This is a genomic window from Burkholderia sp. ABCPW 11 (assembly GCF_001523445.1).
GTDB lineage: Bacteria > Pseudomonadota > Gammaproteobacteria > Burkholderiales > Burkholderiaceae > Burkholderia.
This window is the reverse complement of the sequence record NZ_LOVM01000093.1, coordinates 16508-39622: the sequence shown is the minus strand read 5'-3', so window position 1 is coordinate 39622 and position 23115 is coordinate 16508. Positions and strand designations below refer to the sequence as shown.

General features: G+C 66.7%; 16 protein-coding genes and 1 tRNA gene. 8 read left to right on the top strand and 9 right to left on the bottom strand.

Going from position 1 to position 23115, the window contains the following annotated elements:
• Nucleotides 1–68 precede the first annotated feature (68 nt).
• A complete protein-coding gene (gene aceE, locus WS61_RS29140) occupies nt 69–2765 on the bottom strand; it encodes a pyruvate dehydrogenase (acetyl-transferring), homodimeric type (RefSeq protein WP_059505745.1) in 2697 nt (898 codons plus the stop codon).
• A 273-nt stretch (nt 2766–3038) separates the two neighbouring features.
• On the opposite strand from aceE, the gene fixL reads away from it, so the two are divergent.
• From fixL to WS61_RS29120, 4 genes are all read left to right on the top strand, one after another.
• Nucleotides 3039–5555, top strand: a complete 2517-nt coding sequence (gene fixL, locus WS61_RS29135) for an oxygen sensor histidine kinase FixL (protein WP_059505743.1) — start codon at nt 3039–3041, stop codon at nt 5553–5555.
• Nucleotides 5552–6190, top strand: a complete 639-nt coding sequence (gene fixJ / locus WS61_RS29130) for an oxygen response regulator transcription factor FixJ (protein WP_006493245.1) — start codon at nt 5552–5554, stop codon at nt 6188–6190. Before fixL ends, fixJ begins: the two co-directional genes overlap by 4 nt.
• Before the next feature lie 242 nt (nt 6191–6432).
• The gene (gene folD / locus WS61_RS29125) at nt 6433–7293 is read left to right on the top strand and encodes a bifunctional methylenetetrahydrofolate dehydrogenase/methenyltetrahydrofolate cyclohydrolase FolD (protein ID WP_059505741.1); all 861 of its coding nucleotides are present in this window, start codon (nt 6433–6435) and stop codon (nt 7291–7293) included.
• Nucleotides 7294–7539: 246 nt separating this feature from the next.
• Nucleotides 7540–9627: a M3 family metallopeptidase gene (locus tag WS61_RS29120; protein ID WP_059505739.1), complete on the top strand. Its 2088-nt coding sequence runs from the start codon at nt 7540–7542 to the stop codon at nt 9625–9627.
• Between the two features lie 57 nt (nt 9628–9684).
• Here the strand turns inward: WS61_RS29120 and dinB are convergent, their stop codons facing one another.
• Nucleotides 9685–10845: a DNA polymerase IV gene (gene dinB / locus WS61_RS29115; RefSeq protein WP_059505737.1), complete on the bottom strand. Its 1161-nt coding sequence runs from the start codon at nt 10843–10845 to the stop codon at nt 9685–9687.
• A 137-nt stretch (nt 10846–10982) separates the two neighbouring features.
• Between dinB and WS61_RS29110 the strand changes: the two genes are divergently transcribed.
• Together WS61_RS29110 and WS61_RS29105 are read left to right on the top strand one after the other, a co-directional pair.
• Nucleotides 10983–11675, top strand: coding sequence for an aspartate/glutamate racemase family protein (locus tag WS61_RS29110; protein ID WP_059505736.1), 693 nt, complete (start codon nt 10983–10985; stop codon nt 11673–11675).
• A gap of 295 nt (nt 11676–11970) precedes the next feature.
• The gene (locus WS61_RS29105) at nt 11971–12774 is read left to right on the top strand and encodes a DUF3472 domain-containing protein (protein WP_059505734.1); all 804 of its coding nucleotides are present in this window, start codon (nt 11971–11973) and stop codon (nt 12772–12774) included.
• 96 nt (nt 12775–12870) lie between these two features.
• Here WS61_RS29105 and WS61_RS29100 read toward each other — a convergent pair.
• Nucleotides 12871–12947: transfer RNA gene (locus WS61_RS29100), tRNA-Met, on the bottom strand.
• 179 nt (nt 12948–13126) lie between these two features.
• On the opposite strand from WS61_RS29100, the gene xth reads away from it, so the two are divergent.
• The gene (gene xth, locus WS61_RS29095; protein WP_034207767.1) at nt 13127–13903 is read left to right on the top strand and encodes an exodeoxyribonuclease III; all 777 of its coding nucleotides are present in this window, start codon (nt 13127–13129) and stop codon (nt 13901–13903) included.
• A 22-nt stretch (nt 13904–13925) separates the two neighbouring features.
• On the opposite strand, the gene WS61_RS29090 is transcribed toward xth, so the two are convergent.
• The 4 genes from WS61_RS29090 to glnA all read right to left on the bottom strand — a co-directional run bounded on the left by WS61_RS29090 (nt 13926) and on the right by glnA (nt 20406).
• Nucleotides 13926–16034 (bottom strand): prolyl oligopeptidase family protein, encoded by a 2109-nt coding sequence (locus WS61_RS29090; protein ID WP_059505732.1) that lies wholly within the window; start codon nt 16032–16034, stop codon nt 13926–13928.
• A 92-nt stretch (nt 16035–16126) separates the two neighbouring features.
• Nucleotides 16127–17641, bottom strand: a complete 1515-nt coding sequence (ntrC, locus tag WS61_RS29085; protein ID WP_059505730.1) for a nitrogen regulation protein NR(I) — start codon at nt 17639–17641, stop codon at nt 16127–16129.
• A gap of 46 nt (nt 17642–17687) precedes the next feature.
• On the bottom strand, nt 17688–18830 hold the full coding sequence (glnL, locus tag WS61_RS29080; RefSeq protein ID WP_059505728.1) for a nitrogen regulation protein NR(II): 1143 nt from the start codon (nt 18828–18830) through the stop codon (nt 17688–17690).
• Between the two features lie 160 nt (nt 18831–18990).
• Entirely contained in the window at nt 18991–20406 is a 1416-nt protein-coding gene (gene glnA, locus WS61_RS29075) for a type I glutamate--ammonia ligase (RefSeq protein WP_034207771.1), read from the bottom strand.
• A gap of 405 nt (nt 20407–20811) precedes the next feature.
• On the opposite strand from glnA, the gene WS61_RS29070 reads away from it, so the two are divergent.
• Nucleotides 20812–21276: a rhodanese-like domain-containing protein gene (locus tag WS61_RS29070; protein WP_059505726.1), complete on the top strand. Its 465-nt coding sequence runs from the start codon at nt 20812–20814 to the stop codon at nt 21274–21276.
• A 116-nt stretch (nt 21277–21392) separates the two neighbouring features.
• Here the strand turns inward: WS61_RS29070 and WS61_RS29065 are convergent, their stop codons facing one another.
• Complete coding sequence (locus WS61_RS29065) at nt 21393–22205, bottom strand: molybdopterin-binding protein (RefSeq protein WP_059505724.1); 813 nt, start codon at nt 22203–22205, stop codon at nt 21393–21395.
• The gene (locus WS61_RS29060; protein ID WP_059505722.1) at nt 22202–23029 is read right to left on the bottom strand and encodes an EI24 domain-containing protein; all 828 of its coding nucleotides are present in this window, start codon (nt 23027–23029) and stop codon (nt 22202–22204) included. The genes WS61_RS29065 and WS61_RS29060 overlap by 4 nt, the downstream gene beginning before the upstream one ends.
• Nucleotides 23030–23115 lie beyond the last annotated feature (86 nt).

Here is a 23115-nt window from a genome sequence, read left to right as displayed (position 1 = left end):
CTGTTTCTGTCTCCATGGCCGCGCGCGCTCCTCGCGGGAGCGACGCGCGGCATCACACGGCGTGTGCGTTAAACGGTCATCGGGTTGGGCTTGGACGGATCGAGGTTGTACTTGGCGATCGCGTCCGCGACCACCTTGCGCTCGATCGTGCCTTCGTCGGCCAGCGCGTTGAGCGCGGCGACGGTGACCCAGTGACGGTCGACCTCGAAGAAGTGACGCAGTTTCTCGCGGGTGTCCGAACGGCCGAAGCCGTCGGTGCCCAGCACGACGAAGCGACGATCGATCTGGCCGCGGATCTGGTCGACCAGCGCACGGACGTAGTCGGTCGATGCGATGACCGGGCCCTGCGTGTCCTTCAGGCACTTCTGCACGTGCGACAGGCGACGCTCCTCGGTCGGATGGAGCAGGTTCCAGCGCTCGACGTCGTGGCCTTCGCGCGCGAGTTCGGTGAAGCTCGGCACGCTCCACAGGTCGGCGGCGACGCCCCAGTCGTTCTTCAGCAGGTCGGCAGCGGCGATCACTTCGTTGAAGATCGTGCCCGCGCCGAGCAGCTGGACGCGCGGCGCCTTCTTGTCGGCGTCGGCCTTCTTGAACGCGTACATGCCCTTGATGATGTCGGCCGCCACGTGCTCGCCCTGCGGAATCGCCGGGTGCTCGTAGTTCTCGTTCATCACCGTGATGTAGTAGTACACGTCTTCCTGGTCCTGCACCATGCGGCGCAGGCCGTCCTGGATGATCACCGCGAGTTCGTAGCCGAACGTCGGGTCGTAGCTCACGCAGTTCGGCACCGATGCCGCCCACAGCAGCGAGTGACCGTCTTCGTGCTGCAAGCCTTCGCCGTTCAGCGTCGTACGGCCCGCCGTGCCGCCCAGCAGGAAACCGCGCGAACGCATGTCGCCCGCGGCCCAGGCGAGGTCGCCGATCCGCTGGAAGCCGAACATCGAGTAGAAGATGTAGAACGGCACCATGATCTCGCCGTGCGTCGAATACGACGTCGCCGCCGCAATCCAGTCGCACATGCCGCCCGCTTCGTTGATGCCCTCCTGCAGGATCTGGCCGGTCTGCGATTCCTTGTAGAACATCAGCTGGTCGGAATCTTCCGGCACGTACTTCTGCCCTTCCTGGTTCCAGATACCGATCTGGCGGAACAGGCCTTCCATGCCGAACGTACGCGATTCGTCCGGGACGATCGGCACGACGCGCTTGCCGAGCGCCTTGTCCTTCAGCAGGATGTTCAGGATCCGCACGAACGCCATCGTCGTCGAGATCTCGCGGCCTTCGCCCGTGCCCTTCAACAGCGGCTCGAACGCGTCGAGCGCCGGCACCGGCAGCGACGTCGCCTTCTCGCGGCGGTGCGGCAGGTAGCCGCCGAGGTCCATGCGCTTCTGGCGCATGTATTCGAGTTCCTTCGAGCCTTCCTCGAACTTCAGGTACGGCACGTCGGCGATCTGCTCGTCGGTGATCGGCAGGCGGAACTGGTCACGGAACTTCTTCAGTTGCTCGACCGGCAGCTTCTTCTGCTGGTGCGTGATGTTCATCGCCTGGCCCGACTCGCCCATCCCGTAGCCCTTGATGGTCTTCGCGAGGATGACGGTCGGCGCGCCCTTCGTGTTCGTGGCTTCGTGGAACGCCGCGTAGATCTTGTGCGGATCGTGGCCGCCGCGGTTCAGCGCCCAGATGTCGTCGTCCGACCAGTCGGCGACGAGCGCCTTCAGTTCAGGCGTGTTGAAGAAGTGCTCGCGCACGTACGCGCCCGACTCCGACTTGTACGTCTGGTATTCGCCGTCGACGCATTCCATCATCCGGCGCATCAGCGCGCCCGTCTTGTCGCGTGCGAACAGCGCATCCCAGCGGCTGCCCCAGATGACCTTGATCACGTTCCAGCCGGCGCCGCGGAATTCCGATTCGAGTTCCTGGATGATCTTGCCGTTGCCGCGCACCGGGCCGTCGAGACGCTGCAGGTTGCAGTTGATCACGAACACGAGGTTGTCGAGCTTCTCGCGGCTCGCCATGCCGATCGCGCCGAGCGATTCCGGTTCGTCCGTCTCGCCGTCGCCGAGGAACGCCCAGACCTTGCGGCCTTCCGTCTTCGCGATGCCGCGCGACTCCAGGTACTTCATGAAGCGCGCCTGGTAGATCGCCATGATCGGGCCGAGACCCATCGACACGGTCGGGAACTGCCAGAAGTCCGGCATCAGCCACGGGTGCGGATACGACGAAATGCCCTTGCCGTCGACTTCCTGGCGGAAGTTGTCGAGCTGCTCTTCCGACAGGCGGCCGAGCAGGAACGCGCGCGAGTACACGCCCGGCGACGAGTGGCCCTGCACGAACACGAGATCGCCGCCGTGCTGGTCGGACGCCGCGTGCCAGAAGTGGTTGTAGCCGACGTCATAGAGCGTCGCGGCCGACGCGAACGACGCGATGTGGCCGCCGACGTTCGTGTCCTTGCCTGCGCGCAGCACCATCGCCAGCGCGTTCCAGCGCGTGTACGAACGGATGCGGTGCTCGATGTCCTGGTCGCCCGGAATCTTCGCCTGGGCTTCGAGCGGAATCGTGTTGATGTACGGGGTATTGGCGGAGAACGGCAGGTGCTCGCCGTGCATGCGGGCGAATTCGATCTGCTTTTCGATCAGGTAATGCGCACGGCCGGTGCCCACGGAGGAGATCACGCCATCGAGCGACTCGAGCCACTCGACGGTTTCTTGCGGGTCGTCGTCACGTTCGGCGGCGACATATTTCATCACTTCGTTCGGTACAGCGGACATTCTCGTCTCCTGGGTCCTGGAATGTGAGGATCGCTCTCGTGCAGACGACGCGACGCGACCGGCTGCGGGCAAGCTCCGACGGATTGTAATGAGCGCGGACGGGCCTGCGCAACAAAATTTTCGAATTATGAGATCTTTTCTCGTCATGCGAAATATTGCTGCGCTGCACCCATATTTCGGGGCTCCGCGGCCCGTCTCGTCGGAACAAAACCGTTTCCGTTCAACATATCCGGTACAGGTTTTCCATGTATTGCGCTGCGCTACAATCCTGCCATGTTGACCGATCGGCTTTTCGCACGCTCGGCGCGACCGCCGGGCCCGCCGGCGGAGTCGCAGCCGTCCCGTTGGCACCACGGACCGTGGTGGTCCAACTCCTATTTGCTGACGCCGCTGCTGTCGATTCTGGTGTTCCTCGTCGTGATGAGCCTCATCCTGTGGAGCCTCAACCGGCGCGAACAGCAGCAGCAGGAAGACACCCTGTTTCGTAACGTCGCGTGGGCCCAGCAGCAGATCCGCCTGTCGATGACGGGCGCGCAGGAACAGCTGCAGGCGCTGTCGCGCGACCTCGCATCCGGCCGCCTCGACCAGAACGCGTTCCAGATGGCCGTCGCGGACGTGATGCAGACGCATCCGGAAATCCTCTACCTGAACTGGTACACGGCGCCCGGCGTGCAGCGCTGGCCGACCGTGCATCCGCCGCTGCTCGGCCAGCGGCTCGCGAAGCCCGGCGACGCGCAGATGCAGGACGCCGTGCGCGGCGCGTACGACGAGGCGCGCAACACGCGCCGCCAGGCCTATTCGCCGCTGATCTACGACGACTTCGGCAACGGCTTCATCACGTTGCAGACACCGGTGATGCGCGGCGACCGCGAATATCTCGGCTCGATCGCCGCGGTGTTCTCGGTCGAGGGCATCCTGAAGCATGACATCCCGCAGGAACTGTCGTCGAAGTACAAGATCTCGATCACCGACTCGAACAACCGCGAACTGTCGTCCACGTCGACGCGCCCGCGCCTGCCGCGCGACTCGCACTACGATCTCCCGCTCGACCCGCCCGGCCAGGGGCTGACGGTGCGCGTGTACGCGTTCCCGCAGCTCACGAACCTGACCAACAACACGCTCGTGTGGCTGGTCGCCGGCCTGTCGTGCTTCGTGCTGTGGAGCCTCTGGAGCCTGTGGAAGCACACGCGCCAGCGCTTCGAGGCGCAGCAGGCGCTGTACGCGGAAGCGTTCTTCCGCCGCGCGATGGAGAACTCGGTGCTGATCGGCATGCGCGTGCTCGACATGCACGGCCGCATCACGCACGTGAACCCCGCGTTCTGCCGGATGACGGGCTGGGACGAAACCGATCTCGTCGGCAAGGTTGCGCCGTTCCCGTACTGGCCGCGCGACGCCTACCCGGAAATGCAGCGCCAACTCGACATGACGCTGCGCGGCAAGGCGCCGAGTTCGGGCTTCGAGCTGCGCGTGCGCCGCAAGAACGGCACGCTGTTCCATGCGCGCCTGTACGTATCGCCGCTGATCGACAGTTCGGGCCGCCAGACCGGCTGGATGTCGTCGATGACCGACATCACCGAGCCGAAGCGTGCGCGAGAAGAGCTGGCGGCCGCGCACGAACGCTTCACGACGGTGCTCGAAAGCCTCGACGCCGCGGTGTCGGTGCTCGCCGCCGACGAAGCCGAGCTGCTGTTCGCGAACCGCTACTACCGCCACCTGTTCGGCATTCGCCCGGACGGCCACCTCGAATTGTCCGGCGGCGGCTTCGACCGCGCGCAGGCGTCGTCCGACTCGATCGACATGGTCGACGCGTTCGCGGGCCTGCCGGCCGCCGCGCTGACCAGCAGCACGGCCGATGCGCAGGAGGTGTACGTCGAGAGCATCCAGAAGTGGTTCGAAGTGCGTCGCCAGTACATCCAGTGGGTGGACGGCCACCTCGCGCAGATGCAGATCGCGACCGACATCACGACCCGCAAGAAGGCGCAGGAACTCGCGCACCAGCAGGAAGAAAAGCTGCAGTTCACGAGCCGATTGATGACGATGGGTGAAATGGCGTCGTCCATTGCTCATGAATTGAATCAGCCGCTCGCCGCGATCAACAACTACTGCTCGGGCACGCTCGCGCTCGTGAAGAGTGGCCGCGGCACGCCCGAGACGCTGCAGCCCGCGCTGGAAAAGACCGCGCAGCAGGCGCTGCGCGCGGGGATGATCGTCAAGCGGATCCGCGAATTCGTGAAGCGCAGCGAGCCGAAGCGCCAGCCGGCGCGGGTCGCGGACATCGTCGCCGACGCGGTCGGACTCGCCGAAATCGAGGCCAGAAAGCGCAGGATCCGGATCGTCACGGAAATCCTCGCAAGAATGCCTATTATTTATGTCGACCCCGTGCTGATCGAACAGGTGCTGATGAACCTGATGAAGAACGCAGCCGAGGCGATGGCCGACGTGAAGCCGGCGTCGGCGGACGGCGTGATCCGCGTCGTCGCCGACATCGATGCGGGCTTCGTCGACATCCGCGTGATCGACCAGGGCCCGGGCGTCGACGAAGCGACGGCCGAGCGCCTGTTCGAACCGTTTTACAGCACCAAGTCCGATGGCATGGGCATGGGGCTGAACATCTGCCGTTCGATCATCGAATCGCATCGGGGGCGTCTGTGGGTGGTCAACAACGTCGAGCCGGACGGCCGCATTTCCGGCGCGACGTTCCACTGCAGCCTGCCCATTGGGGAACCCGCTGATCTCGGCCAAGGGGGGCGCGAGGCATCGGCATCACATACCGTTACGGGAGAACTATGAATAGCCCTGTCACCACCACTCAGGAAACCGTCTTTGTCGTCGACGACGACGAGGCCGTACGGGACTCGCTGCGCTGGCTGCTGGAGGCGAACGGCTATCGCGTTCAATGCTTCTCGAGCGCCGAGCAGTTCCTCGATGCGTACCAGCCGGCGCAGCAGGCCGGCCAGATCGCGTGCCTGATCCTCGACGTGCGGATGTCGGGCATGAGCGGCCTCGAATTGCAGGAACGCCTGATCGCCGACAACGCCGCGCTGCCGATCATCTTCGTCACCGGTCACGGCGACGTGCCGATGGCCGTGTCGACGATGAAAAAGGGCGCGATGGACTTTATCGAGAAACCGTTCGACGAAGCCGAGCTGCGCAAGCTCGTCGAGCGGATGCTCGACAAGGCCCGAAGCGAAAGCAAGAGCGTCCAGGAGCAGCGTGCCGCGAGCGAACGCCTGTCGAAGCTGACCGCGCGCGAGCAGCAGGTGCTCGAGCGGATCATCGCGGGCCGCCTGAACAAGCAGATCGCCGACGACCTCGGCATCAGCATCAAGACGGTCGAGGCGCACCGCGCGAACATCATGGAAAAGCTCAACGTCAACACGGTGGCCGACCTGCTGCGCCTCGCGCTGTCGAAGAAACAGGCCTGAGCGCGTTCCCCGGCCGCGGCGGCGCCGCCCGCCCGGCCCGCAACCGGTGTTTGCCGCCCCGCGCGATGCGGCCCACTCGCGCGGCGGCGGCCGTTCCTCCCGGCGCATGCGCGCCGCGGCCATGACGCTTCCCGTTGATTCGCTGTCGGACGGCAGCAGGCGAACGGTATAATTACGTGCTTTGCTACGGCGCTTCGGGCGCCGTACGCCCGCATTCCAACTTCCCGGCAGAACCCACCACCATGACAGCCCTCCTCATCGACGGCAACGCCCTTTCGAAGACCCTGCGCGCTCAGGCCGCCGAACGCGCCGCCGCGCTGACCGCCCGAGGCCACCAGCCCGGTCTCGCGGTGATCCTCGTCGGCGCCAACCCGGCGAGCGAAGTCTACGTGCGCAACAAGATCAAGGCATGCGAGGACAACGGTTTCTTCTCGCTGAAGGATGCGTACCCGGCCACGCTGTCGGAAGCCGACCTGCTCGCGCGCATCGACGAACTGAACCGCGACCCGAAGATCCACGGCATCCTGGTCCAGCTGCCGCTGCCCGCGCATATCGACAGCCACAAGGTGATCGAGGCGATCGCGCCGGAGAAGGACGTCGACGGCTTTCACGTCGCGAACGCCGGTGCGCTGATGACCGGCAAGCCGCTGTTCCGCCCGTGCACGCCGTACGGCGTGATGAAGATGTTCGAAGCGCACGGCATTGCGCTGCAAGGCGCGAATGCGGTCGTGATCGGCCGCTCGAACATCGTCGGCAAGCCGATGGCGATGATGCTGCTCGACGCCGGCGCGACCGTGACGATCTGCCACAGCAAGACGCGCGACCTCGCCGCGCATACGCGCCAGGCCGACATCGTGGTCGCCGCGGTCGGCAAGCGCAACATCCTGACCGCCGACATGGTGAAGCCGGGCGCGACGGTGATCGACGTCGGCATGAACCGCGACGACGCGGGCAAGCTGTGCGGCGACGTCGATTTCGCGGGCGTGAAGGAAGTCGCCGGCTACATCACGCCGGTGCCGGGCGGCGTCGGCCCGATGACCATCACGATGCTGTTGATCAACACGCTCGAATCCGCCGAACGCGCCGCTGTCGCCGCAGCCTGACGCTCCACTCGCCCAGCCGGCGCGCGATTCCGTGCGCCGGCGCCTCGCCAGCCGCAGTCGCGCGGCTGCCTCGCGCCAGCCGGCATGCCCGACGCCGCGCATCCGACCCTGCGTCAATCGCGTCGTTAGAAACTAACGATTGGAAAGCGCGCGATGCGCCCCAATAATGTCGGTATCGGGCGCGCTCGCGCCCAGCCGCCGTTACCCTTTTCATCCCGGTTCATCCGGCAACAGACAGGGAGTCTTATGTCCGCCAGCGCCAATACCAATCCGCTCCTCGACTTCTCCGGCCTGCCCCGTTTCGGCGAGATCCGCCCGGAGCACGTGACGCCCGCGCTCGACACGCTGCTCGACGCCGCCAGCCGCGCGGTCGAAGCGGCGAGCGCGAGCGAGACGCCGTCGACCTGGGCCGCCGTCGTCGAGACGGTCGAGCAGGCCACGGAGCCGCTCGGCCGCGCATGGGGCATCGTCGGCCACCTGAACGCGGTCGCCGACACGCCCGAACTGCGGGCTGCCTATGGTGAAAACCTGCCGCGCGTGACCGAGTTCTGGTCGAGCGTCGGCCAGAATCTCGCGCTGTACGAAAAGTACAAGGCGATCGCCGCGAGCGCCGAGTACGCGACGCTGTCCGCCGAGCGCAAGAAGATCCTCGACAATGCGCTGCGCGACTTCCGCCTGTCGGGCGCCGAGCTGCCCGAGGACCGGAAGCCCCGCTTCGCGGAACTGCAGGAACAGCAGGCCGCGCTGTCGAAGGCATTCTCCGATCACGTGCTCGACGCGACCAACGCGTACGCATACTTCGCGAAGGACGAAGCCGAGCTGGCCGGCCTGCCCGGCGACGCAATCGAGGCCGCCCGCGAAGCCGCGCAGAAGGACGGCAAGGAGGGCTGGAAATTCACGCTGCATTTCCCGTCGTATTTCCCGGTGCTGCAGTACGCCGACGATCGCGCGCTGCGCGAGACGCTCTACCGCGCCTATGCGACCCGCGCGTCGGAACTCGGGCCGCAGTACGGCGACGGCAAGGCCGAATGGGACAACACGGCGATCGTCGCCGACGCGCTGAAGCTGCGCCGCGAAGAGGCGCAGATGCTCGGCTATCGCAACTTCGCCGAAGTCTCGCTCGCGCCGAAGATGGCCGAATCGCCGCAGCAGGTGATCGCGTTCCTCGAGGATCTCGCGACGCGCGCACGCCCGCACGCGGAGAAAGACTGGGACGAGCTGCGCACGTTCGCCGCGAAGGAACTCGGCCTCGCCGAACTCGCGCCCTGGGACGTCGCGTACGCGGCCGAAAAGCTCCGCCAGCAGCGCTATGCATTCTCGGAAAACGAGGTCAAGCAGTACTTCCCGGAACCGGCCGCGCTGAAGGGCCTGTTCACCGTCACCGAAACGCTGTTCGGCGTACGGATCAAGCCGGACGACGCGCCGGTATGGCACAAGGACGTGCGCTTCTTCCGCGTCGAGAATCGCGACGGCTCGCTCGTCGCGCAGTTCTATCTCGACCTGTACGCGCGCGAAGGCAAGCGCGGCGGCGCGTGGATGGACGACGCCCGTTCGCGCGCGAAGCGCGGCAGCGATGTGCAAACGCCCGTCGCGTACCTGACCTGCAACTTCTCGGCGCCGGTCGGCGGCAAGCCCGCGTGCTTCACGCACGACGAAGTCATCACGCTGTTCCATGAATTCGGCCACGGGCTGCACCACATGCTCACGCGCGTCGACGAACTCGGCGTGTCGGGCATCAACGGCGTCGAGTGGGATGCGGTCGAACTGCCGTCGCAGTTCATGGAAAACTTCTGCTGGGAATGGGACGTGCTGTCGTCGATGTCGTCGCACGTCGATACGGGCGCCGCGCTGCCGCGCGAGCTGTTCGACAAGATGATCGCCGCGAAGAACTTCCAGAGCGGGCTCGGCACGCTGCGCCAGATCGTGTTCTCGATGTTCGACATGCTGCTGCACGTCGACTTCGATCCGGCCGGCGCGACCGACGTGACCGCGTTCGCGCGCGAGATCAACGAGCGCTACCACGTGATCCCGCAGGCCGCGTTCTCGCGCTGGCCCAACACGTTCAGCCACATCTTCGCGGGCGGCTACGCGGCCGGCTACTACAGCTACAAGTGGGCCGAAGTGCTGTCGGCCGATGCGTACGCGGCGTTCGAGGAAGCGGCCGCCGCCAGCGGCAGCGTGCTCGACGCGGCAACCGGCACGCGCTATCGCCGCGAAATCCTCGAGGTCGGCGGCAGCCGTCCTGCGATGGAGTCGTTCAAGGCGTTCCGCGGCCGCGAGCCGCAGATCGACGCGCTGCTGCGCCACAACGGGATGGCCGCGCCCGCGCACTGAGCGCGCCGCCCGCCCGCGCCGGCAGCATCGACAGGCACCGCTTCGGCGGTGCCTTTTTCATTGCGTGGGCGAGGTGTCGTCGAACAGCAGGAATTGCCCGTGGCGCTCGGCCGTGTCCTCGTCGATACGCACGCCGACGCCGAGCAGCCGCACCGGCTGCGCGCGCCGCAACAACCCCTTCGCGAGCAGCGTGACGGCCGTCTCGGCATTCGTCGCGTCGGCCACGCACTCGACCGTCGTGCGCTGGAAATCGGCGAAGCGAATCTTCACGTACAGCTTGCGGATCGATCGCGCGGCGCCCGCGCGATCGATCCGCGCGTCGAGTTGCACGACGAGGCGGCGGATTTCGTCCGCGCATTGCTCGAGCGTCGTCAGGTCGGTCACGTAGGTCGTCTCGACGCTGACCGACTTGCGCTCCTGATCGGCCTGCACGGGCCGCTCGTCGATCCCGCGCGACAGTTCGTACAGCCGCCGCCCGAACGCGCCGAACTCGCGGTGCAGGTCGATCAACGGCCAGTCGCGCAACTGCGCGCAAGTCTGGATGCCGAGCCGGTCGAGCCGCGTGGCCGTCACCTTGCCGACGCCGTGCAGTTTGCGCACCGGCAGCGCCGCGACGAACGCGTCGATCTCGTGCGGCCGCACGACGAACAGCCCGTCGGGCTTGTTCCAGTCGGATGCGATCTTCGCGATGAACTTGTTCGGCGCGACGCCCGCCGATACGGTCACGCCGACCGTGTCGCGCACGCGCTCGCGGATCTCGCGCGCAATCAGCGTCGCACTGCCCTGGCAACGTTCCGACCCGCTGACGTCGAGGTACGCCTCGTCGAGCGACAGCGGCTCGACGTCCGGCGTGTAGTCGCGATAGATCGCCATGATCTGCCGCGATGCCGCACGGTACTTGTCCATCGCGGACGGCAGGATCAGCAGGTCCGGGCACTTGCGCATCGCCAGTGCCGACGACATCGCCGAATGCACGCCGTAGCGCCGCGCCTCGTAGTTGCAGGTCGCGATCACGCCGCGCTGGTCGGGCCGGCCGCCGACCGCGAGCGGCCGGTTGCGCAGCGACGGGTCGTCGCGCATCTCGACCGACGCGTAGAAGCAGTCGCAATCGCAGTGAATGATCTTGCGCGCGCGCGGCAGCGTGTCGCCCGGCGGCGCGTGCGGATCGGCTGGCGAAATGATGGTCGGGTTCACGGTGCCGATACTGTACAAAAACACAGTGCCGGTTTCAACTGCTGCGTACGTCCACGGCCGGCAGCGCCGTACCGGCCCGATTTGCGCGGATCGTACCGGCCGGGCTCCGGCAGCGGCGCCTATACTCGTCTGCCGCGACACACGAAACGCAAAGGTGACGGATGAAGACGATCGGACTGATCGGCGGCATGAGCTGGGAATCGTCGGCCGAGTACTACCGGATGATCAACCGGCACTCGAAGGCATTGCACGGCGGGCATCACAACGCGAAAAGCGTGCTGGTCACGGTCGACTTCGCCGAAATCGAAGCGCTGCAGCGCACGCACGACTGGGCCGCGCTCGGCGAACGAATGGCCGATGCCGCGCGGCAGCTCGAAGCGGCCGGTGCCGATCTCGTCGTCCTCACGACCAATACGATGCATCGCGTGCACGACGCGATCGAAGCCGCGGTGAAGCTGCCGTTCCTGCACATCGCCGATCCGACCGGTGCCGCGCTGCGCGACGCGGGCGTCGAGCGCGTCGCCCTGCTCGGCACGCGCTACACGATGGAGTTGCCGTTCTACGCGGAGCGGCTGCGCGGGAAGTTCGGGCTCGACGTGCTGGTGCCGGACGAACGCGGGCGCGACGACGTGCACCGGATCATCTACGACGAGCTGTGCCACGGCGTCGTCGCGGCGCCATCGCGCGCGACGTATGTGTCGATCATCGACGGACTGGCCACGCGCGGCGCACAGGCCGTGATCCTCGGCTGCACGGAAATCACGCTGCTGATCGGCGCGGACGATTCGCCGCTGCCGGTATTCGATACGACCGCGCTACATGCGAAGGCGGCCGTCGAGTGGGCGGCGCGCTGAACGACGCGCGCCGTCGCGTATCGACATCGCCGCCGGGTGGCATCGCCGCATTGTTCCGCGCGCCGGGATTCACTCTCCCGGGGCGCACGTCGCAGCCCGCCCGACTCCGTGCTCTCGCCCATCCCCCGGGCCCGGCAGGGGCGCCCCGCAAACCACGCGACGCGGTTCACGCGGGCGCGCCGACACAACGGGTTATTCATTGGTAATAAAGTGACCGCAAATTGGTACGCGAGCAGCGGCGCCGCAATCGACGCTGCTCGTCGCGGTCTCTTTTCCACCAACGGGAAACAGGAACATGAACAGACTCAGCACCGTGTTCGGCGCACTGCTCGCCGTGTCGGCCACGCTCAACGCGCACGCCGACCCCAACATCACCGCATCGGCGGCCACCACGCCCAGTGACGGCTTCGATCGCATGACGTGGAACCTCACGCCCGAAGTCGTGCCGACCCGGGTCAACGCGAGTTACTACTGGGCCAACCAGTTATCGTCGCAACATGGCGGGCACGCGATCTACACCGGCATCCAGCCACGCACCCTCAGCACCAACGTGGTGATCTTCAGCGCGTTCGGCACCGGCACGGCGCCGCTGTCGGCGAATTGCCGAGGCGGCGCCGACGGCGGCTCCGGAACGTCGTGCTCGATCGCGTATCCGTGGAAAACGGGCCACGCCTATCGGCTGCAGATCACCGTGACGCAGGCCAATCGCAGCGACGGGCGCTCGACCGTCGACGGTTTCATCACGGACATCGCAACCGGCGCCACGACGCCGACCGGCAGCATCGCGGTGCCCGCCGACTGGGGCGGCCTGTCGAATTCGGCTTACCTGTTCGACGAGTACTTTCCGTTCAACGCCGCGCCGAAGGACCCGCTGCAGCGGCCATGCGTGCCGTATGCGCGCTACATGACGTCGCTGCCGCATTTCTATCTGAAGGATGTGGACTATCCGACGACCGAGCGGTCGATGCGGCTGAATACGGGCAAGGACAAGTGCGCGGTGCTGTCGGGCACGCCGAACGCAAGAGCCACGCTGGTCAACACGACGACCTATCTGATCGAGAACGGCTTCCTGCCCGGGAGCCCTGGCGCGCCGAAATAACGGGCGGGCGCGGAAAACAAAAAACCCGGCACGGAGCCGGGTTCTTGTCGACGAAGTGCGCATCGGTCAATTGCGCTGCACATCGTCTGGTGTGCTTGGTTGCGGGGACAGGATTTGAACCTGTGACCTTCGGGTTATGAGCCCGACGAGCTGCCAGACTGCTCCACCCCGCGTCAGAGAAATAAATTATAGGGTGAGGAAGTACTCACGTCAATACTTTTGTCACAATTTCTCCATTGCCCGGGCGCCGATGCGGGACACGTGCACGATGCAGCATGACGCGCGCGTTCGAACCCCATGCTCGCGGTAAGATGGCGGCCTTCGCATTCACGCCGCACACACCCTCCCGTTCATGAAAATCGCCACCTGGAACGTCAATTCGCTCAATGTCCGCAAACAGCATGTGCTCGACTGGCTCGCGCAAAGCGGAGCCGACGTGCTGTGCCTGCAGGAGCTGAAGCTGCCGGACGAGAAATTCCCGCGCGCCGATCTCGAGGCAGCCGGCTACCGTAGCTGGTTCACGGGCCAGAAGACCTACAACGGCGTCGCGATCCTCGTGCGCGACACGCTCGCCGTCGACGAATCGGACGTCGTGCGCAACATCCCGGGCTTCGACGATCCGCAGCAGCGCGTGATCGCCGCGACGGTCGACGGCGTGCGCATCGTGTCCGCCTACTTCCCGAACGGCCAGGCGCTCGACTCCGACAAGTTCGTCTACAAGATGCAGTGGCTCGACGCGCTGCAGGCGTGGCTGCGCACCGAGCTGCAGCGCTACCCGAAGCTCGCGCTGCTCGGCGACTACAACATCGCACCGGAAGACCGCGACGTGCACGATCCCGCGAAATGGGAAGGCCAGAACCTCGTGTCGCCGCAGGAGCGCGCACACTTCGCGCAGCTGATCGAACTCGGCTTCGTCGATGCGTTCCGCCGCTTCGAGCAGCCCGAGAAAACCTTCACGTGGTGGGACTACCGGATGATGGCGTTCCGCCGCAACGCGGGGCTGCGCATCGACCACATCCTGCTGTCGCCGGCGCTCGCGGCAACCTGCGCATCGTGCGAAGTCGATCGCACGCCGCGCACGTGGGAACAGCCGTCCGATCACACGCCCGTCGTCGCGATCGTCGGCTGAACGCGCAAGCGCCCTCGCGCGATCAGCGCCGCGCGGGCGCCGGCCCGAGATGGGCCCACAGGAAACCGAATTCGGCTGCGTCGGCTTCCGCGCGCTCGAGGTCGTCGGCGCTGCCGTGGCCGCCGTCGGTGTTCTCCCAGTACCACACCCGCTCGTGACCGAGCGCCTGCATACGCGCGGCCATCTTGCGCGCATGTGCGGGATGCACGCGATCGTCGCGGGTCGACGTCGTCAGCAACAACGGCGGATACACGACGCCTTCGCGCACGCGGTGATACGGCGAATACGCGGCCAGCGCCGCGCCTTCGCGCGGATCGTCGGGGTCGCCGTATTCGTCGAGCCAGGCGGCGCCCGCGTGCAGCTTCGGATAGCGCTGCATGTCGAGCAGCGGTACGCGGCACAGCACCGCGCCGAACAGCTCGGGCCGCTGCATCATGCACGCGGCGACCAGCAGCCCGCCGTTGCTGCCGCCCTCGATCCCGAGTTGCGCGGCGGTCGTCACGCCGGTCGCGGCCAGATCCTCGGCGACCGCGATGAAATCGTCGAACGAACGTTGCCGGTGTTCGCGCTGCGCGTCGACGTGCCAACGCGGCCCGAATTCGCCGCCGCCGCGAATGTGCGCGAACGCCATCACGCCGCCGCGTTCGAGCCAGCCGATGCCGAACGCATCGCTGTAGCCCGGCAGATTCGGGATCGCAAAGCCACCATAGCCGGACAGCAGGCACGGCCGCGCGACGCGCGCCCCGCCTTCCGGCACGTCAAGCGCATCGCGCGGCCCGATCAGCGTGTACGGCACCACCGTGCCGTCGCGCGAACGCGCGCTCGCGCGGCGTACGACGAGCCCGGCCGCGTCGAACTGCACCGGCGGCCGGTCGAGCAGCACGCGGCGCGACGGCGCATCGTCAGCGCGATCGGCAAGATCGGCCAGCCAGCATTCGGGCGGATCGAGATACGTATCGACATCGACGTACACCTCGTCGTTCAGCGTCGATTCGACGGGCTCGATATCGATCTGTGCATCGCCCGGCCAGTCGAACGGCCGCGCATCCCACGTCCACGCACCGTCGTCGGCCTGCCGCGGCTGCCACAGCATCGTGCAGTTGTGCACGTCGTCGAGCCAGCTCGCGATCAGCGTCGTGCGCGTGTGCGTCCACGTACAGGCGGACGTCGTCGGCCGCGGCGCGAACAGTGTCGTGAATTCGCGCGCGCCGGCGAGGAACGCCTGCTCGCGGATCGCGAGCAGCGAGCCGCCCGCGTGGCGCACGCCGTCGCAATCCCAGTCGAGGCGCGGCTCCAGCACGAGCCAGCCTTCCCAGAACCCGACCTCGACGTGCGTCGGCACGTCGTAGCGCCCCCATTCGCCGGCGTCGGTCAGCCGGTATGCGTGCGCGTCGAAGAAATCGACGCTGCGCCACGCGACGTGACGGCGGTCGATCGGGTCGTACCATGCGCCCGCACTGATGTCGTCCGGCTCGCCGCGGAACACGACGGGCGCGTCGGCGAGCGGCGTGCCGCGCATCCAGCGCCGCACTTCATACGGATAACCGGCCGCGGTCGCATGTGCTTCGCCGCGATCCCAGCTCACGTAGACGGTGTCGCGATCGATCCAGCCGACCGTGTGATGGCCCGGCGCGTCGATCGTGAAGCCGCCGTCGACGAAACGGCGCTCGACGAGGTCGAATTCGCGCACGACGACCGCGTCGGCGCCGCCCGGCGACAGCGACAGCAGCACGCGATCGCCGTCCGGATACAGGATCGCCTCCTGCTCGAACACCCACGACTCGCCCTCTTCGGCGCCGAGCGCGTCGACGTCGAGCAGCGTTTCCCAGGCTGGCTGGCCGGCCCGCCAGTCGGCCCAGCGCGTGCGGCGCCACAGTCCCTTCGGATGGAGATCGTCCTGCCACAGGTCGTACGCCCAGTCGCGCCAGCGGGTCGGAATCACCGGGCGTTCGCGCGGCAGATACGCTTTCGCGAGACGCGCGGTCAGCGCCCGATACGCATCGTCGTCGCGCAGCGCGGCGTGCGTGCGCGCATTCTGCTCGTCGACCCACGTGCGAGCGCGCTTGCTGTCGAGCGCTTCGAGGAAACGGAACGGGTCGGCCCCGGCGGGCCAGCGGAAGGAATCGGACATGGTGGATCGGCGGAATGGCAAGCTGCGAGCAAACCGCGATTATGTCCGATCGCGGCATGCGCGGGCCCGCGCATGCCGCGAATCGTGCTCGGTCAGGGCTCCAGATGGAGTTCCTGGATCTTGCGCGTGATCGTGTTGCGGCCGATGCCGAGCCGCTCCGCGGCCTCGACCTTGCGGCCGCGCGTGAAGTCGAGCGCCTCGCGGATCACGGCCGCCTCGAAGCGACGCGCGAGCTCGTCCATCACGTCGGCAGAGTTCTCGCGCAACAACCGCGCGACTTCGGTGCGCAGCCCGTGCTCCCACATTGGGTAGCCGGCCGGCGCGCTGCCGTTCGCCGCACTCGCGACGGGCACGGCGGCGGGCGGCGCTGCACCGATCGCGGCAGGCGCTGCCGCGTGGCCACCGCTGCCGTGTACGTCCGCGCCGTCGCCCGACGCGACGACCGGCGCCCCGGCCGGCACGAGGTCGGGCGGCAGGTCCTTGATCTCGACCGTCTGCGCGGGCGCCATCACGGTCAGCCAGTTCGCCAGATTCTCGAGCTGGCGCACATTGCCGGGAAACGGCAGCGACGTGAGATACGCGAGCGCATCGTCGGACACGCGCTTCGGCTCGACGCCGAGATCGCGTGCGCTCTTCTGCAGGAAGTGGCGCGTGAGCAGCGCGATGTCCTCGCTGCGTTCGCGCAGCGGCGGCAGGCGCAGCCGGATCACGTTGAGCCGGTGGTAAAGGTCCTCGCGGAACAGCCCCTGCCGCACGCGCGACTCGAGATTCTGGTGCGTCGCGGCGATCACGCGCACGTTCGCGCGCAGCGGGTTGTGCCCGCCGACCCGATAGAACTGCCCGTCCGACAGCACGCGCAACAGGCGCGTCTGCAGGTCGAACGGCATGTCGCCGATTTCGTCGAGGAACAGCGTGCCGTTCTCGGCTTGCTCGAAGCGGCCCTGCCGCGTCGTCTGCGCGCCGGTGAACGCGCCGCGCTCATGGCCGAACAGCTCGGACTCGAGCAGATCCTTCGGAATCGCCGCCGTGTTCAGCGCGATGAACGGCCCGTTCGCGCGCGGGCTGTGACGGTGCAGCGCCCGTGCGACGAGCTCCTTGCCGGTGCCCGACTCGCCGGTGATCAACACGGTCGCGGCCGAATGCGACAGCCGGCCGATCGCACGGAACATGTCCTGCATCGCGGGCGCCTGGCCGAGCATCTCGGGCGCGTCGGCCACGCGCTCGTCCTGCGGCGCGCCGCCGCGCAGGCTTTCTTCCACCGCGCGGCGGATCAGCTCGACCGCCTTGTCGACGTCGAACGGCTTCGCGAGGTATTCGAACGCGCCGCCCTGGAACGCCGCGACGGCGCTGTCGAGATCGGAGAACGCCGTCATGATGATGACGGGCAGGCCCGGCAGCCGCTCGTGCATCGCCTGCAACAACTCGAGGCCCGAGCCGCCCGGCATCCGGATGTCGGACACCAGTACCTGCGGCGTCTCGTGGTCGAGCGCGGCCAGCGCGTCGCGCACGTTCGCGAAGCTCTTCGTCGCGAAGCTGTCCCGGGCGAGTGCCTTTTCAAGCACCCAGCGGATCGATTGGTCGTCGTCTACTATCCAGATCGGCTTCATAGGTCGGTCAGGTATGGGGAAATCCGGTGAATCGCACTGTCGCCGCTCAATGGTCGAGCGGCAGCAGAATCTGAAATTCGGTACGTCCGGGCCGGCTTTCGACCTCGATCATCCCGTCGTGCTGCTGCACGAACGTCTGCGCGAGCGTGAGGCCGAGGCCGCTGCCGTCGTCGCGTCCGGACACGAGCGGGTAGAAGATCCGGTCGCGGATCTCTTCCGGAATGCCGGGCCCGTTGTCGATCACGTGCAAGTCCAGTGCCAGCCGGTACAGGCGCTTGGCGATCGTCACCTTGCGCGCGATGCGCGTGCGCAGCTCGATCTTCGCGTCGCCCTGCGCGATCCGTTCACGCAGCGCCTGCGCGGCGTTGCGCACGATGTTCAGCAGCGCCTGGATCAACTGCTCCTTGTCGCCGCGCAGGTCCGGCACGCTCACGTCGTAATCGCGCTCGATCGTGAGCCCGCGCGGGAATTCCGCGAGCATCACCGCGCGTACGCGTTCGCACACTTCATGAATGTTCACGTCGCCGACGATATGCGGATGCCGGTGCGGCTCCAGCAACCGGTCGACGAGCGTCTGCAGGCGGTCGGACTCCTTGATGATCACCTGCGTGTATTCGCGCAACTCGCCGCGCTCGCGCTCGCCCAGTTCGAATTCGAGCAGCTGGGCTGCGCCGCGAATGCCGCCGAGCGGGTTCTTGATCTCGTGCGCGAGGTTGCGGATCAGTTGCTTGTTGACCGCCGTCAGGTCGTGGATGCGCTCTTCCCGATCGGTGCGCGACTGCCGTTCGTTCTCGAACAGCTCGACGAGCACGAAATCGGGTGCGGTCTCGAGGAAGCCGACGATCGCGTGCACATGCAGCGGCTCACGGCCGGGCCGGTCGAGCACGGTATCGAGGTGCGTCGCGTGAAAGCGTTCCTGGCCGATCGCGGTGATCGTCGATGCAAGCTCGTTCGCGTTCGGGAAAATTTCGCCCCATGGCCGCTGCGCGAGCTGCCGCCGCGAGATGTCGAGCATCGCCTCCGCGGACGGGTTCGCGAACGCGATCCGCAGCGTCTTGCGGTCGAGCACGATCACGACCGTCGGCAGCGCTTCGAGCCCCGCCAGCAGACCCGAGCGCGAGAGCCGCTCGTCGTCCGTCAGTCGTTCGGGCTGCCCCGTTTTCGCCTTGATCAGATTCTTCAGAACCATCTGCGTGCTTGTCGCGCCTCACCGGGCAGAAAATGAAAATCGTCGGAACAAAAAAGGGACGGCCGGACGCCGTCCCCTTTCAGACTCCGCCGCTCCCGCCGCACACTGCGCGACGGGAACGAACCGGCATGACGGCGCCGAATCGAAGCGCCATCGCCGATTAGAGCGAGTAGTACATCTCGAACTCGATCGGGTGCGTCGTCATGCGGAACTTCGCCAGCTCCTGCTCCTTCAGCCCGAGGTACGCGTCGATCATGCCGTCCGTGAACACGCCGCCGCGCGTCAGGAACTCGCGATCCTTGTCGAGCGCCTCGAGTGCCTGGTCGAGACCCGCGCACACGGTCGGGATCTTTGCATCCTCTTCCGGCGGCAGGTCGTACAGGTTCTTGTCCGCTGCTTCGCCCGGATGGATCTTGTTCTGGATCCCGTCGAGGCCGGCCATCATCAGCGCCGAGAACAACAGGTACGGGTTCGCCATCGGGTCCGGGAAGCGCGTTTCGATACGGCGGCCCTTCGGGTTCGACACGTGCGGAATGCGGATCGATGCCGACCGGTTGCGTGCCGAGTACGCGAGCTTGACCGGTGCTTCGAAGTGCGGGACCAGACGCTTGTACGAGTTCGTCGTCGGGTTCGTGATCGCGTTCAGCGCGCGAGCGTGCTTGATGATGCCGCCGATGTAGAACAGCGCCAGTTCCGACAGGCCGGCATAGCCGTTGCCCGCGAACAGGTTCTGGCCGTCCTTCCAGATCGACTGGTGAACGTGCATGCCCGAACCGTTGTCGCCGACGACCGGCTTCGGCATGAACGTCGCCGTCTTGCCGTACGAGTGTGCGACGTTATGGATGATGTACTTCGACCATTGCGTCCAGTCCGCGCGTTGCACGAGCGTCGAGAACTTCGTGCCGATTTCGTTCTGGCCCTGGCCCGCCACTTCGTGGTGGTGCACTTCGACCGGGATGCCGAGCTGTTCGAGCAGCAGGCACATTTCCGAGCGCATGTCCTGGAACGTGTCGACCGGCGCGACCGGGAAGTAGCCGCCCTTCGTGCCCGGACGGTGGCCCGTGTTGCCGCCTTCGAATTCCTTGCCTGCCGACCACGGCGCTTCTTCCGAGTTGATCTTCACGAAGCAGCCCGACATGTCCGTGTTCCACTGGACCGAGTCGAAAATGAAGAATTCCGGCTCCGGACCGAAGTAGGCCGTGTCGCCGATGCCCGTGCTCTTCAGGTAGGCTTCCGCGCGCTTCGCGAGCGAACGCGGGTCGCGCTCGTAGCCCTTGCCGTCGGCCGGCTCGACCACGTCGCAGGTCAGCACCAGCGTCGATTCTTCATAGAACGGGTCGATGAACGCAGCGCTCGGATCCGGCATGAGCAGCATGTCCGACGCCTCGATACCCTTCCAGCCCGCGATCGACGAACCGTCGAATGCATGACCGCTTTCGAACTTGTCTTCGTCAAACGCCGAAACCGGCACCGACACGTGCTGTTCCTTGCCGCGCGTATCCGTGAAGCGGAAATCGACGAACTTGACGTCCTCGTCCTTCACGAGCTGCATGACGTCGGCGACGGTTTTACTCATAACCTCTTCTCCTGATTGAACAATTCCGGCGGACTGGGAACCGCCTCGTTTATCGAGCTGACCGGGGTCTTGCTTTGGCGCAGCGCGCCCCGATTCGACCGAATTCTATATAGCACCTTCCGTGCCAACCATCGCAAAACCGACGCGGATCGCGCCGGCCCGCGCCGCAGCGGGGCTCGCCTGCGCAATTGCAGGGCCCGGGGCCGCACCGACGCCGACCGGATTGCACCCATACGGTGCAATCCCCGGGGTGCGGCGGCGCGACCGAGTTATTCTGGTGCATGCGCGCAATTCTGCACCTTTTTGGTGAACCCGTGGCCCGTGCATGCGCCGCAGGCCGCGCGGACGTCCGTACCGCCCCACCGCGCTAGAATGCTCGTTTGACCGATACGGAGACTCCCTGCCATGAGTACGCTGGACCAGCTTTACGCGAAGGCCGACGAACGCCGCGCACAAAGCGCGCTCAACTACGCCGGCGCGCTGCTGCCGGTCGAGGCATTCGAACTGCTGCAGCTCGACCCGTCTGCGCGCCTCGTCGACGTGCGCACGCGCGCCGAGCTCGACTGGATCGGCCGCCCGCTCGTCGGCGACGGCCAGTACCTGCACATCGAATGGACGCGCTACCCGGGCGGCGTGCCGAACGCCGAATTCGTCAACGAACTGAAGGCGGCCCTGCCGGCCGATACGCCGATCCTGTTCCTGTGCCGCAGCGCCGCGCGCTCGAAGCTCGCCGCGGTCGCGGCCGCGCAGGCCGGCTACACGAAGGCGTTCGACCTGCTCGAAGGCTTCGAGGGCGCGAAGGACGCCGAAGGCCACCGCAAGACCGTCGACGGCTGGTGCTTCCGCAAACTGCCGTGGATCGGCGCCTGACGGCGCGCCAAGGCCGCCGGTTGCGACAGCCTCATCGTCGAGCCAGGGGATGACATGCCGATGACGGGCCGCGTTGCGCGGCCCGTTGCTTTTGGTACGGCAGCGTGGCAGGTCGCTCAGGCATGCGGCTCAGGCTCGACGACGTCGCCGCCGAGCAGGTGCACGCCTTCGCGCAGCTTCACGAACGCGGCCGCGACCGCTTCCGGCTCGCCCTTCACGCCGAGATCGATGTGACGGCGCGCGTAGATGCCGCCGCGCTCCGCGTCGCCGACGCTCGGCAGGCTGAACACGCGCACGCCCGGGAAATCGCGCTCGATCTTCTCCATCAGCGGTGTGAGCGTCGATTCCGGCAGCTCGAACACGTACAGCGAGCGCTCGGCATGCGGCGTCGCGTGATGCAGATGCGCATACTGCGTATCGAGCACCCATTCGATCATCGGCCACGCCATCACCGGGAAGCCCGGCACGAAATGGAGATGGCCGACCGAGAAGCCGGGAATCCGGTTGTAGCCGTTCGGGATGATCGTCGCGCCGGCCGGGAACACGCCCATGTTGAAACGGTGCTGGTTCTCCGGCGACTCGAAATCGACCGGCGCGGCCGGATCGGCGTGCATCTCGCGGATCCGCTCCGTAATCAGCGCCTTCGCTTCCGGATGCAGCTCGAGCGGCACGCCGAGCGCGGCCGCCGCGCACTGGCGCGTGTGGTCGTCCGGCGTCGCGCCGATCCCGCCCGTCGAGAACACGATGTCGCCCGACGCGATCGCGCGCGCGAGCGTCGCCGTGATGCGCGCCGGATCGTCGCCGACGTATTCGGCCCAGTCGAGCGCGAGGCCGCGCGCGCCGAGCAGCTCGATGACCTTCGCCAGATGCTTGTCCTGCCGGCGGCCCGACAGGATTTCGTCGCCGATGATGATGATGCCGATGCTCATGCCTGCCCCATGTCGATTGCGGTGGCGCGCGCACTCGCGCGCAAGTCTTCCAGCGCGCGCAGGCAGTAGTGCCCGAACCACAGCGCCGAGAAGACGAGGATGAAAGCGTAAACCCAGATCATGGCGGCCGCGACGAACGGGAACAGCACCATCATCCAGACCGACGACACCCACACGAAGGTTGGCACGGTGCCGAGCAGCCCGGTCGCGACGCCGATGCCGATCAGCGGCCAGCGGTGCCGGCGCACGAGCGCGCGACGCTCGTCGCGGCTCGCGTGCAGCGCGAGCGCATCGTAGGTCATCACGCGATACGTGAGCCAGCCCCAGATCACCGGCGGCAGCAGCGCGAAGAACGGCGGAATCAGCCACAGCGGGATCGTGACGACGAGCAGCACGACGCCGACGAGCGCCGCGCCGAGCGAATTGAACACGCTGCCGAGGAAGGTGCCGCCCCGCTTCGGCTCGAGCGCCGCGAACTGCCGGTTCGACAGGTGCTTGATCACGACCGGCATCGAGATCGTCGCGATCAGCAGCAGCACGGTCAGCACGATCAGCGGAATGGCGAGCGACACGACCACGAACGGCGCGACGACCGCATGCAGCTGCGACATGCCGATCGCATCGAACGCGCGATACAGCGCGGCCGTCAGCACGAAGCCGTCGAGTGCACCGCGCGCGAGGTCCAGCAATGTCTGCCACGAGAACCACAGCACGGCGCCCCACAGCAGCGCCGACACGACGAACGGCATCAGGGTGAGCCACAGCATGCGCGGATGCAGCGCGCTGACGAGCGCCCGGACGAAGGAACGCAGCAAATCGTTCATGCGAGCCTATGGAGTCTGGATTGACGGAGAAAAACGGGGAAAGGATAAACCACGCGGCCCGCATGCGCCAAAGCGCATGCGGGCCG